The organism is Streptomyces sp. NPDC007808 (assembly GCF_042868655.1).
Classification (GTDB): domain Bacteria; phylum Actinomycetota; class Actinomycetes; order Streptomycetales; family Streptomycetaceae; genus Streptomyces.
The window spans coordinates 569,733-581,794 of sequence record NZ_JBIAEQ010000001.1 but is presented as its reverse complement, the minus strand read 5'-3'; the positions used below and the strand labels follow the sequence as shown (position 1 = coordinate 581,794).

Genomic DNA, 12,062 nt, shown 5'->3' with positions numbered 1-12,062 from the left:
ACGGACCGCACGGCCACCCGCCGTACCCCTGTCGCAGGAGGTGCGCTCACCGCAGCGCGGCCGTGGCCTCGTCGAGCACGATGCCCAGCGAGCGGGTGCCACGCCCCTTGGCCCACACCTCGGAGTTCACCTCGTGGACATCGCCGTTGCGCACGGCCGGGATCTTCCCCCACAGCGGGTTCTCGGCCAGCTTCTGCGACAGCTTGCCGTCCGCATCGCCGAAGCTGATCGTCTCGGAGAAGATCACGTCGACGTCGGCCGCGAGGATCTCCTCCAGGCTGTAACTGCCCTCCACGCCACGCGACTTCCAGGGGTACTCGGCGAGCTTGGGGAAGAGGCTGGCCGCCACGTCCGTCTCGGGGGTGGCGACACCGAAGTTCTCGTCGCTGCCGTAGATGACCAGGGCGGTCTTGTCGCTCCTGGCCTGCTCGGCCTCGGCGAGCTTGGTCCGGAAGGTCTTCTCCGCCTTCTCGCCCTCGGCGGTACGGCCGGTCAGCGCGGCGGTGTCGCGCAGGTACCCCACGCTGTCCTGCCATGTCTCCGGCTGCATGGGCCAGAAGGTGGTCGCGCCCTTCAGTGCCGGGGCGAGCTTGCCGTGCGTGTCCTGCAGGCCGATCACCAGGTCGGGCTTGTGGGAGAGGATCGCCTCCACCTCGGGGGCTATGAAACCGCCGGGGATGATGTCGACTTCCTTCGCCTTCGCCGCGCCCAGGAAGCGGGGGTGGGCGAGCAGCGCGCTGTTCGTGGCCGTGGGGACGATGCCGAGCTCGGTCAGGATGTCGTCGCAGAGCGCGAAGAGGCAGACGACACGCTCGGGCTTCTTCCGCAACGAGATCTTGACCCCGTTCGCGTCCGTCAACTGCAGGGTGGCCTTGATGTTCTCGACGGTCACGTCGGTCCTGGGCCCGGCCGCGGCAGCGCTCCGCTCGCTCGCCGGCTCGGTGGACGCGCCGCATCCGGCCAGGACAGATCCCACTACCGCTGCGGCGACGCAGCTACGAACGAATCTCGACGGTGAGCGCAGCATCGATGCCCTCGCTTCTTCCTTGAAGTTCCCCGATGTTCCCCGGACCCACCGAACATACATGATAATCGTTTTCATTATGATCTCGTTCCGATGAGGGAGGCACCGATGACCGCCGGTCCACTGCTGCTCGTCTCCGACCACATGGAGGGGTGTCTCCATGTCCTGACCGTGCCGGACGGTTCCGAGACAGCTCGCCTGACAGGACGTCACCTCTCCGAGCACGCGGGCTTCCTGGCACTGCACGGCGGGCGGGTGGCATGCGTAGACGACCGCAGGGGCGAGCTGCTGGTGCTCGACCCGTTCGGTCCGGAGCTGGTCGAGAAGTCCGTTCCGGTGGCCGTGCCGGCCGAGCATCTCGCCGTGGACCCGTCCGGCCGGTGGGCGGCCGTCACCACGGGCCTGGGCAGGAACAGCGAGCCCTGGTCGGATCTGCTGACGGTGGTCGACCTCGCCACGGGGGACGCGGCCCGCGTCCGCACGCGCGCGGGCGAGCCGGGAGTGACCGTGCTCGGCGACGGGGATCCTCTCCTCGTCCTGCGGCACAGGGAGCCCGGCGCCCTGGCCGTCCACCGGTTCGCCGACCTGCTCGCCGCGCCGCCCGGCTGCCCCGCCGTATCCGCCCACACGCATCTCGCACTGCCCGACGACGGACACGGAGACGCGCAGGACCCGGATGGCGGCCTGGTGTTCGCGGCCACCGGCGAGGGGGTGCACCGGGCGCGCCGCAAGGGCGACGCGCTGGTCGCGGAGCCGGTGATCGGGTGGGGGGCGCCCGCCCGAGGCTGGTATCTGCGGCTCGACCCGCGGCGACCCGCACTGTGGTCGACCCTGCGGGGCGGCCCGGCGGATCCCCTGCGATGGCCGGAGTGGACCAACCAGGCATGGCACCACGACCTGGACGCCGACCGTACGACCCTGACGGACCTCGGCCCCGGACTGGTCTTCCGACTGGCCCTCGCCGAGAACCACACCGCCTTCACCCGCATCCACCCGGACGGCGACGAACTGATCCTGCTGGACACCGAAGCCGGGACTGCGCACCGCGCTCCCCTCCCGGCCATGCGGGGCGCGCCCCGCCGCGGCGGCACCCCCTGGGAGGGCGTCCAGCGCCGTGCGGTGGCGGCTTCACCGGGCGCGGACTGGGTCGCCGTCACCCGCGGCGGCCACGGCCAGGTGCACCTCTTCGACACCCGAACGGGCAGCGAGGCAGCCCGGTGGCAGCTGGACACGCCCCTGCATCACGGCGGCCACGCGATGCTGCGCACGAGGACCGACAGGGCCGAAGCCGACACCGTGGGCCGGTAGCCCCGCCGTACTCGGCGATCCGCCCGGCCGGCAATGCCCGAACGCACCATCGGCCGACCGCGCGTCTCCAGAGACTACGTGTACGACGAAGGCACCATCGGTCGGTCAGCGGGATTCGGTCACACGGCGTCCGGCGCAGGGCCACGAGGCGTGCGGGTGGGGGTTGTCGGTGCGCCAGATCGCCCGTCGCTCACGCCCTACGGCTGATCCCTCTGCGCGCCCCCGTTCCGGTCCACCCGCATTCGCCTGCCCGAGCCCTCCCCCACGGCCCCCGGGCGCCCTGGAAGTCGCACCGAATCGCGTACAACCACCGACGCACCTCGACGGTCTGGCATATGCCATCGCCGCGCCCGCGGACCATGGCACGTCCAACGGCCCGGGACACCACGCGGTGTCCCCAGCATGCTCGGGAGAACGCCGCATGCCCACACGTGTACGCATCGTCATGGCCTCGGCCGTGGCGGCCGCGCTGACCGGCCCCCTGCTGACGGTCGGTGCCGGGACCGCCGTCGCCGCCGGCTCCGGCCTGCAGGGCGACTTCAACGGCGACGGCTACCGCGACGTCGCCGTCTCGGCTCCGCTCGCCGCGGTCGGCGGCAGGTCCCGGGCCGGTCAGATCGCCGTCATGTACGGCTCGGCGAGCGGTCTCAAGGCCACCAACCGGACTCTCATCAGCCAGGACTCCACCGGCATCCCGGGCGGTGCCGAGACGGACGACATGTTCGGCGCCACCACAGCGGCCGGAGATCTCAACGGTGACGGGTACGCCGACCTCGCCGTGGGCACCCCCGGCGAGGACGTCGGCAGCGACACCGACGGCGGCGCCGTCACCATCGTCTGGGGCTCCGCCTCCGGCCTGGCGGGCGGCACCACCGTCGCCGACCCGAACGCCTCGGCCCAGGACAGGTTCGGCCAGTCCCTGGCCACGGGCGACTTCGACCCCGACGGCAAGACGGACCTGGCGGCGGGCGGCACCTCCGACAAGGTCTGGATCTTCCGGGGCGGCTTCACCAGAGCCGGAGGCAACGGCGGTACCTACTACGTCAGGCCGAACATCGTCAAAGCGAGCAACGCCGGTGCCACGCAGCTGACCACCGGCGACTTCAACGGAGGTGGCGGCGACGACCTGATCGTGGGCGGCTTCGACGCCGACACCCGGTACAGGACCAACGTCCTCATCTACGCCTCGCCCACCGGCACCAAACTGGAAGACGGCTCCCAGGACGACTTGGCGGCCGGCTTGATCACCGGCACCGGGGACCTCAACGGTGACGGTACGGACGATGTGGTCATGGGCGCACCCTGGGACGACGGCATCCCCGGTGCCGTCAAGGGCGGCAAGATCAGCGTCATCTACGGCAACACCTACCGCTCCTACCAGGCGGACGTCATCGGCCAGGACACCGCGGGCGTCCCCAGCGTCGCCGAGACCGGCGACCGCTTCGGCCTTGAGGTGGCCGTGGGCGACATCGACGGCGACGGCTACGCGGACGTCGCCGTCGGAGCGCCCGGCGAGAACCTCACCACGACGGCCACCTCGGTGATCGACACCGGGGCGGTCACCGTCCTGTACGGATCCGCCGCCGGCGTCACCGCCACCGGCAGCCAGTACCTGCACCAGGACACCGCCGGCGTGCCCGGCGGAAACGAGAAGTCCGACCAGTTCGGCGGCGAGGTCTTCCTGACCGATGTCAACGGTGACCACAAGGCCGACCTGACTGTCGGCGCCAACGGCGAGAACGACTTCGACGGCACCGTCGTCGGTCTCCTCACCGACGGCACCGCGATCCGCACCGCGGGAGCGGTCTCCTTCGGCCCGTCCACCGTCGGCATCTCCACCAGCGGCCACCCGGAGTTCGGCAGCATCATGGCCGGCTGACCGAAGCGCCCGCCCGGCCCTACCGGCAGGGCGGGACAGGAAGAGCGATGCGCACCCGCCACCGGGCCGTGCGGGAGCTTCTGTGTCGTCACCCTCCGTCCGCACGCGCCGGTGAGCTCCTGTACACCTGTTCGGGGCCCACCGGCCCACGACGAACCAGGAGTTCCCGCCATGCGGTACGCACGATCAGCCAAAGGCGCCCTCACCGCCGGCTCCGCCACCGCGGCCTGCCACGGGCTGATGTCCACCGGCTACGCGTGGGCCCGCGACAGCGAGGCCGCGAGCGGGGACGCGGTGCTCTCCGGTGCCTTCGAGTTCCTGCTCACCACGGCCGCTTCCTGGGTTCTCATGCCCGTTCTGCTGTGGGGCGGCATGCGGGTGATGCGGGAGAACGGCAACGCGCTGCTGGTACTCGTCGGTGGGCTGGTCTGGGCCGGGCTCTCCGGGTACTTCATCGACGCCGTCGACCGCATCGGCGGCCACATACCGGTCCCGGCCCTCGCCGCATACGTCCTCCTCTGTGCGGGGCTGGCGGCGGCCGGCAGCCACACCGCACGACCGCGCCTGCCGGGAACCGACGAACGACAGTGTTAATTTCATCGAACTGATCACATTGCCCGCTATTTGGCGAACCCGACTTCGAACGGAATGAGGTGCTCGCAGATGCTGGTCCGTGCGTACGTACTGTTCGAGGTGGAGCCGGCCGGCGAGGGCGACACACTCGAACGTCTGACGCACCACAGCCTCGGTGGCTGCAAGGTGCTGGCGAGCCAGATCATGCCGAACGAGATCGTCGCCCATCTGGAGGCCGACGGACTCGACAGCTTCAACGCTGCGTTGGCCGAGTTGCTGGGCGTCGGCGGGGTCAGGCGAGCAACGACCCTCAGGCTCTCCACGACCTCATGACGTCCATGGGGGGCGACGTTCGACGACGACCCGCCCCAGCCGCGGAACGCCGCTCGCCGGCGGGAGGCGGGCTGCCGTGGCACCGCGAGCGGCGTACGGAGACCGTCAGCGGGTCGTGCCGGCCATCTCCGGCTCCGGAGTGTCGAGGGCGTCGAGGCCGCGCAGGATGTCCTCCACCCGTTGTCTGGCGTCGCCGAAGAGCATCTGGGTGTTCTCTCGGAAGAAGAGCGGATTCTGCACACCCGCGTACCCGGTGGCCATGGACCGCTTGAAGACCACGACCTGGGCCGCCTCCCACACGTGCAGGACCGGCATTCCGGCGATCGGACTGGCCGGGTCCTCGGCGGCCGCCGGGTTGACGGTGTCGTTGGCCCCGATGACCAGGACGACCGAGGTGGCGGCGAAGTCGTCGTTGATCTCGTCCATCTCCAGGACGATGTCGTAGGGCACGTTGGCCTCGGCCAGCAGCACGTTCATGTGACCGGGCAGCCGGCCGGCGACCGGATGGATTCCGAAGCGCACCTCGACGCCTCGTTCGCGCAGCTTGCGCGCCAACTCAGCCACGGGGTACTGGGCTTGGGCGACGGCCATGCCGTAGCCCGGGGTGATGATCACCGAGGAGGCGTCGCGCAGCAGTTCCGCGGTGTCCTCCGCGTTGATCTCCCGGTGCTCCCCCCGTGCGCCGTCGTCGTCACTCGTCGCGGTCGGGGCGCCGAATCCGCCCGCGATCACCGAGATGAACGAGCGGTTCATCGCCTTGCACATGATGTACGACAGGTAGGCGCCTGAAGAGCCGACCAGCGCGCCGGTGACGATCAGCAGGTCGTTGGCGAGCAGGAAGCCCGAGGCCGCCGCGGCCCAGCCGGAGTAGCTGTTGAGCATCGAGACGACCACGGGCATGTCACCGCCGCCGATGGAGGCGACCAGATGCGCGCCCAGGGCGAGGGCGACCACGGTGACCGCGATGAGCAGTCCCATGTGGGGGCGCGCGACGAAGGCCACGGTGAGCACGGCGAAGGCGGCGAGCGCGCCGATGTTCAGGGCATGCCTGCCGGGGAGCATGAGCGGGCGGGACTTGATCCGCGCCGACAGCTTCAGGTAGGCGACCACGGAGCCGGTGAAGGTCACGGCACCGATGAACACGCCGATGAAGACCTCGGCGTGGTGGATGCGCAGCAGCGTGCCGGTGAGTTCCTCACCGGCGTGGCCGCCGGCGTCCACGTCGAGGTAGCCGTTCCAGCCGACGAACGCGGCGGCGAGACCGACGAGGCTGTGCATGATGGCGATCAGTTCCGGCATGCCGGTCATCTCGACGACCCGGGCGCGCCACAGTCCGATGCCCGCGCCGACAACCGTGGCGAGGGCGATCAGCATCAGACCGGTGGTGGTGAGGGACCGCGAGGCGAGACCGATGCTGGCGGCCGTCGCGATGACCATGCCCGCGATGCCCCAGACGACGCCCGAGCGGGAGGTCCGGTGCTGGGAGAGTCCGGCGAGGCTGAGGATGAACAGCAGCGCGGCGACGACGTAGGCGGCCTGTGCGGCCGTGTAGGTGGTCATCCCTGATCAGCCTTTCGAGAACATGCCGAGCATGCGGCGGGTGACGGCGAATCCTCCGAAGACGTTGATGCTCGCGAGCAGGATCGCGGCGAACGACAACATGGTGACCACGGTGTTTCCGTGCCCGATCTGCAGCAGCGCGCCCACCACGACGATCCCGGAGATCGCGTTGGTGACCGACATCAGCGGGGTGTGCAGTGCGTGGTGCACCTGGCCGATGACGTAGAAGCCGATGACGATCGCGAGGACGAAGACCGTGAAGTGCGTGATCAGTCGGGGCGGCGAGAAGGCGGTCACCAGGAAGAGGGCGAGCGCTCCGGCGCCGACGAGTGCGTACCCCGACCGCGGTGAGCGCTCGGGTCTCGCCGTGACGCCGGGGGCTCCCTCGGATCCCGGGCCGTGGGGAGGGACGGGAGTGTGCGTGGCGGACACCTGCACGGGTGGTGGTGGCCAGGTCTTCTCACCGTGGCGTACCACGGTCATCGACCGCTGCACCACGTCGTCGAAGTCGAGGACGAGCCGTCCGTCCTTGCCGGGGGTGAGCAGTTTCATCAGGTTGACGAGGTTGGTGCCGTACAGCTGCGACGCCTGGGCCGGGAGCCTGCCGGGCAGGTCGGTGTAACCGATGATCGTGACGTCGTTGTCGGTGACGACCGCCTTCCCGGCGACCGTCCCCTCGACGTTGCCCCCCTGTGCCGCGGCCATGTCGACGATCACGCTGCCCGACTTCATCCGCGCCACGTCCTCGGCGGTGATCAGTCGCGGCGCGGGCCGGCCGGGGACGAGCGCGGTGGTGATGATGATGTCCACGTCGGCGGCCTGCTCGGCGTACATCCGCGCGGCGAGCCGGTTGTAGTCGTCCGAGGTGGCCTTGGCGTAGCCGTCGGCGCCGGTCTCCTGGTCGGCTCCTTCGAGCCGTACCTCCAGGAACTCGCCACCCAGCGAGCGCACCTGCTCGGCGACCTCGGGCCGCGGGTCGGTGGCGCGGACCACGGCGCCGAGGCTGCGTGCCGCGCCGATCGCCGCGAGTCCGGCCACTCCGGCCCCGGCCACCAGCACCTTGGCCGGCGGCACCTTGCCCGCGGCGGTCACCTGGCCGGTGAAGAAGCGGCCGAAGGAGTGCGCCGCCTCGACCACGGCCCGGTATCCGGCGATGTTCGCCATCGAGCTGAGGACGTCCAGGGACTGGGCGCGCGAGATGCGTGGGACGGCGTCCATGGCGAGCACGGTGATCGGCCGCCGCGCCAACTCCTCGACCAGTTCCGGGTTCAGGGCCGGGCCGATGAGCGCGATCAGCGTCGCTCCGTCCCGCAGCCGGCCGATCTCCTCACTCGACGGACCGTTGACCTTCAGCACGATGTCGGCCCGCCACGGGTCGCCGAGACGGGCGCCCGCCTCCTCGTACGCCGCGTCCGAGAAGCGGGACAACTCCCCGGCCCCCGGTTCGACGACCACGTCGTACCCGAGGGCGACGAGTCTGGCCGCGGTGGACGGTGTCGCCGCCACTCTGGTCTCGCCCGCGGTGGACTCGGCGGGTACGCCGATCCGCTGCGCTTCCTGCTCCGGTTCCCGTTCCGATGGGACCATCGTCTTCCTCTCTGATCGAGTGCCCCTCCGCCGAAGGTCTGCCCTCAGTCGGCGGTCGGGAAGCGAGTCGGCTCCTGTGCGCGGCGGGTCGAGCCGCGAGTCGAGCCGTCGCCGGCCGGCGACGAGCGAGTTCCTGGGTCGACGTGTCCAGGTCGAGGCGCAGTAGCCTCGGGCCATGCCTGAGACCCCGGTGGCACGCTTCTACGACGACCTGGCCGACAACTACCACCTGATCTACGGGGACTGGGACGCGAGCATGCGCCGGCAGGGCCAGGCCCTGGACGCCCTGATCGGACGGGACGGAGCAGCGGTGTTGGACTGCTCCTGCGGCATCGGCACACAGGCCGTCGGCCTGGCGCTGCGCGGGCACGACGTCATCGCGACGGACATCAGCCGCCGCGCCGCCGCCCGCGCCGCTCGTGAGGCCGCCCGCCGGAACGTGCCGCTGCGCACAGCCGTGGCCGACATGCGACGCCTGCCGTTCCCCGACGCCCGGTTCGATGTCGTCGTGTGCGCCGACAACGCCCTGCCCCACCTGCTGACGGAGCAGGACGTCCACGCCGCCCTGACTCAGATGCGCCGGGTGCTGCGTCCCGGCGGCCTGCTGCTGGCCAGCACACGTCCCTACGACGACCTGCTGCGCAACCGCCCCGAATCCACGCCTTTGCAGGTCCACCGTTCGACGAACGGTCGTGAACGGGCCGTCACCTTCCAGCTCTGGCACTGGCATGACGACGGCGAGCACTACGACCTGGAGCTGTTCCAACTCCTGCCGTCCGGCGGAGAGTGGCGCGTCCAGGTCCACCGCACCACCTACTGGGCGCTCAGCCGGAACCGGCTGTCCGCTCTCGCCGCGAACGCGGGGTTCGTGGCGCCGAGGTGGCGGATGCCGCGGGAGAGCGGCTTCTTTCAGCCGTTGCTCTCGACGTATGCCGCGGAGTAGGGGAATCGGTGTGGCGTCCCGGGGACTTCGGTGGAGCTGTCGGCCTTTTGCTTCGGTCAGAACCAGTGCAGGCAGTGCGGGAGGCGATCGGTGCGAAGAGGGCGTCGGCGAGGGCGGCCGCGTCCGGGTGGTGGGCTCGGATGTGCCCGGCACGCACGAGCGTGCTCGGGGCGGTGCCGCCGAGGTGGACCGAGCCCAGGTCCCGCACGTCCAAGGACAGGTCCGGCTCCGGTCCGTCGGGACGCAGCCGGCCTTGCGGTCCCGGACGGTCAGCAGGTGGCGGCCGTGCTCGCCGAGGAACGAATCTCGGTCCAGCCATGGCCGCTCACGGCACCTCCGCCTCCGATGCATCGAGGCAGCAGTGGACGAAGTCCTGAACGACGGGATCGTGGTCGCCGGCGCGGGCCCAGGCGACACCGACCTCACTGGGGGTGACGCCGCTGACCGGGCGGTAGGTGATGCCGGGGCGGGCGTAGAAGCGGGCGGCTGACGCGGGGGCGAGGGCGATCCCGTAGCCGTTGGCGATGGCGCTGAGCCAGTCGTCCGGCTGGTCGGTGACGGCGCCGATGCGAACCGGATGGCCGCCGCGTTCTCCGGTGGCCAGCCAGTGGTCTCGCCACCGGCCTGTTTCAGGCGGGGCGGCCACGAACGGCTCGTCCCACAGATCCCGGAAGGGGATCACGCTGCGCGCGGCCAGAGGGTGTGTCTCGGGGAGGGCGACCCAGCGGGGCTCGGTGAGCAGTACCGCCGTGCGCACAGTGTCCTGGCCGGGGAAAGGCAGCCGCAGCAGGGCGACGTCGACGTCTCCGTCGGCGAGCCCGGCGCTCGGATTCGACCAGGCTGCCTGCCGCATCTCCACCCGCCAGCCCGGGCGGCGCCGGGTGAACTCCGCGATGATGCGCGGGGTCGCCTCGTTGGCGGCACTGGCGATGAAGCCGACTTTGAGCACCCGGGCCGCCCGGTCGGCGGTGTGCTTGGTCTCGCGCAGCACCTGGGCCCAGTCGGTCAGCAAGGCGGGCGCTCGGTCGGCGAGGGTCCGGCCCGGTGCCGTCAGGGTCATGCCGGTGCGGGAGCGGGTGAACAGCCGCACTCCGAGCTGGGTCTCCAGCTGCTTGATCTGTTTGGTGAGCGCCGGTTGGGACACGAACAGTCGTTCCGCGGCGCGGGTCAGGGTCCCCTCCTCGGCCACGGCGACGAAGTAGCGAAGCAGTCGAGTGTCCACGTCCATGCTCACAGGTTATGGAAGCACGTATTGGACGCCGCTCAAGTGGCGCGAAGAGGCTTGTCGAGGTGAGCGCACCCGACTCGCCGAACTCACGATGCGCTCGACCGGAGGACGAGGCACATGTTCACCGCCTACGCGCTCATCACCGTCGTCGCCGTCCTGGCCAATGCCGCGGTCGCCGTCGCCGACCTCCTCGGAGCCAGGTTCGTCCTCGCCAACTCTGCTGAGGTAGGAGTCCCGGAGACCTGGCTTCCGGGGCTTGCTGCCCTCAAGGCCGCCGGGGCCGCCGGTCTGCTGCTCGGGCTCCTGGGTGTGCCGGTCATCGGCGTCGCCGCCGGTACAGGACTCGTCCTGTTCTTCATCGGTGCGGTCGCCGTACACATCCGTGCGCGTGTCTACTACAACCTCGCCTTTCCCGGTGGCTACCTGGCTCTGGCCGCAGCGTCTGTCGTCCTCGCCGTGCTGCGATAGACGTCGGAGTGGAGCGCCGGCCGCTTCCAGTCGGTGGGCGGCGCCTCGCTCGCGGACGCCGGCCGTGCCCGCCGTACGGGATTCATGCCTGGTCAGGCCCAGAATGTCGCTGCTGAAACCAGTAGACGTACGGGGGTGGTGAGCCGTATGTTCCGCATACCGTGCGTGAGGTTCTGGGGAGGACCCGCACGGTTCTGTCGAATCCTGACTCGGGGGGACACTCCACCATGCTGTGCACGCGATGCCGCCACTTGGAGGCGACACCGGACGGCGTCATCTGCAGCCACTGCGCCGCGGCCGGGGCTCCGCTCATGGCGCCGCCGCACGGCCACAACGCCCGGCTGAGCTCGCCCGTCGGCCTCGGCAGGGCCGTCGCCGTGCTGCTCGGACTGGTCATCGCGACCGACCTGTTCGCCGTCTGGGCGGACATCATGTCGTACGACGTGCTGGGCACCCTCGCGGACGGTGACTTCACCGAGGCCGTGCAGCGCAGGGCGGAGCGGGCGGACTCGCTGTCCGCGGCGGCCGGGGTCGCACAGACGGTCGCCCTTCTGAGCACCGGCGTGGTCTTCCTCGTCTGGTTCCACCGCGTGCGGGTCAACGCCGAGGTGTTCGATCCGTTCGGGCACCGCAAGAAGCGGGGCTGGGCCGTGGGCGGTTGGTTCGTGCCGATCGTGAACCTGTGGTTCCCCCGCCGCGTCGCGCTGGACGTCTGGGATGCCAGCAGCCCCTGGGCCGCGCCCCGGCCGCACGGGCTGGTCAACAGCTGGTGGACGGCGTGGGTGATCAGCCTGCTCGCCGGCCGGATCTCCGCCACCACGTACCGCAGGGCTGAGACGGCCGCGGAAGTCCGGCGGGCCGTGGGGCAGGTGCTGTTCTCGGACGCCGTCGACATCGTCGCCGCCGTTCTCGCCATCGTCTTCGTACGCGCGCTGACCAGGATGCAGGACACGAAGGCCCGCAGCGGACCGGGCGTCCCGGTGCCCGTCCCCGGCTGACCGCGGATTAACGGGTACGGACGAGAGGCAGCGGGGAGGCCTCCTGTCCACGGTCATCGCCGCCAAGGCGCGGCCGGGCGTCACGCCCCGGGTGCAACCGACCGGCGGCACGGACCACTCCCGGCCCTCCACGGTGGCCGCGCCTGCCTGGGGACTCACCC

Annotated in this window: 11 protein-coding genes and 1 pseudogene; 7 read left to right on the top strand and 5 right to left on the bottom strand. The window is 70.7% G+C overall.

Annotation, left to right across the window (positions count from 1 at the left end; genetic code table 11):
• Positions 1-46 precede the first annotated feature (46 nt).
• Complete coding sequence (locus ACFYNL_RS02555; RefSeq protein WP_388795228.1) at positions 47-1,027, bottom strand: ABC transporter substrate-binding protein; 981 nt, start codon at positions 1,025-1,027, stop codon at positions 47-49.
• Positions 1,028-1,132: 105 nt separating this feature from the next.
• Between ACFYNL_RS02555 and ACFYNL_RS02550 the strand changes: the two genes are divergently transcribed.
• From ACFYNL_RS02550 to ACFYNL_RS02535, 4 genes are all read left to right on the top strand, one after another.
• The gene (locus tag ACFYNL_RS02550) at positions 1,133-2,332 is read left to right on the top strand and encodes a hypothetical protein (protein ID WP_388795225.1); all 1,200 of its coding nucleotides are present in this window, start codon (positions 1,133-1,135) and stop codon (positions 2,330-2,332) included.
• Positions 2,333-2,753: 421 nt separating this feature from the next.
• On the top strand, positions 2,754-4,211 hold the full coding sequence (locus ACFYNL_RS02545) for a hypothetical protein (protein WP_388795222.1): 1,458 nt from the start codon (positions 2,754-2,756) through the stop codon (positions 4,209-4,211).
• A 171-nt stretch (positions 4,212-4,382) separates the two neighbouring features.
• On the top strand, positions 4,383-4,805 hold the full coding sequence (locus ACFYNL_RS02540; protein ID WP_388795219.1) for a hypothetical protein: 423 nt from the start codon (positions 4,383-4,385) through the stop codon (positions 4,803-4,805).
• A 69-nt stretch (positions 4,806-4,874) separates the two neighbouring features.
• A complete protein-coding gene (locus ACFYNL_RS02535) occupies positions 4,875-5,117 on the top strand; it encodes a hypothetical protein (RefSeq protein WP_388795216.1) in 243 nt (80 codons plus the stop codon).
• A 105-nt stretch (positions 5,118-5,222) separates the two neighbouring features.
• Here ACFYNL_RS02535 and pntB read toward each other — a convergent pair whose 3' ends face one another.
• Both pntB and ACFYNL_RS02525 read right to left on the bottom strand, forming a co-directional pair.
• Positions 5,223-6,677, bottom strand: coding sequence for a Re/Si-specific NAD(P)(+) transhydrogenase subunit beta (pntB, locus tag ACFYNL_RS02530; protein ID WP_388795214.1), 1,455 nt, complete (start codon positions 6,675-6,677; stop codon positions 5,223-5,225).
• Between the two features lie 6 nt (positions 6,678-6,683).
• A complete protein-coding gene (locus ACFYNL_RS02525) occupies positions 6,684-8,264 on the bottom strand; it encodes a Re/Si-specific NAD(P)(+) transhydrogenase subunit alpha (RefSeq protein ID WP_388795211.1) in 1,581 nt (526 codons plus the stop codon).
• A gap of 175 nt (positions 8,265-8,439) precedes the next feature.
• Here ACFYNL_RS02525 and ACFYNL_RS02520 point away from each other — a divergent pair, with 175 nt between their 5' ends.
• A complete protein-coding gene (locus ACFYNL_RS02520) occupies positions 8,440-9,207 on the top strand; it encodes a class I SAM-dependent methyltransferase (RefSeq protein WP_388795208.1) in 768 nt (255 codons plus the stop codon).
• Positions 9,208-9,263: 56 nt separating this feature from the next.
• Here the strand turns inward: ACFYNL_RS02520 and ACFYNL_RS02515 are convergent.
• Positions 9,264-9,513: pseudogene (locus tag ACFYNL_RS02515) on the bottom strand (sterol carrier protein domain-containing protein); the annotation flags it as partial.
• Positions 9,514-9,532: 19 nt separating this feature from the next.
• Entirely contained in the window at positions 9,533-10,435 is a 903-nt protein-coding gene (locus ACFYNL_RS02510; RefSeq protein WP_388795205.1) for a LysR family transcriptional regulator, read from the bottom strand.
• A gap of 117 nt (positions 10,436-10,552) precedes the next feature.
• Here ACFYNL_RS02510 and ACFYNL_RS02505 point away from each other — a divergent pair, with 117 nt between their 5' ends.
• Together ACFYNL_RS02505 and ACFYNL_RS02500 are read left to right on the top strand one after the other, a co-directional pair.
• On the top strand, positions 10,553-10,903 hold the full coding sequence (locus tag ACFYNL_RS02505) for a DoxX family protein (protein ID WP_388795202.1): 351 nt from the start codon (positions 10,553-10,555) through the stop codon (positions 10,901-10,903).
• 227 nt (positions 10,904-11,130) lie between these two features.
• Positions 11,131-11,901, top strand: coding sequence for a DUF4328 domain-containing protein (locus tag ACFYNL_RS02500; protein WP_388795200.1), 771 nt, complete (start codon positions 11,131-11,133; stop codon positions 11,899-11,901).
• The last annotated feature ends 161 nt before the right edge of the window (positions 11,902-12,062 follow it).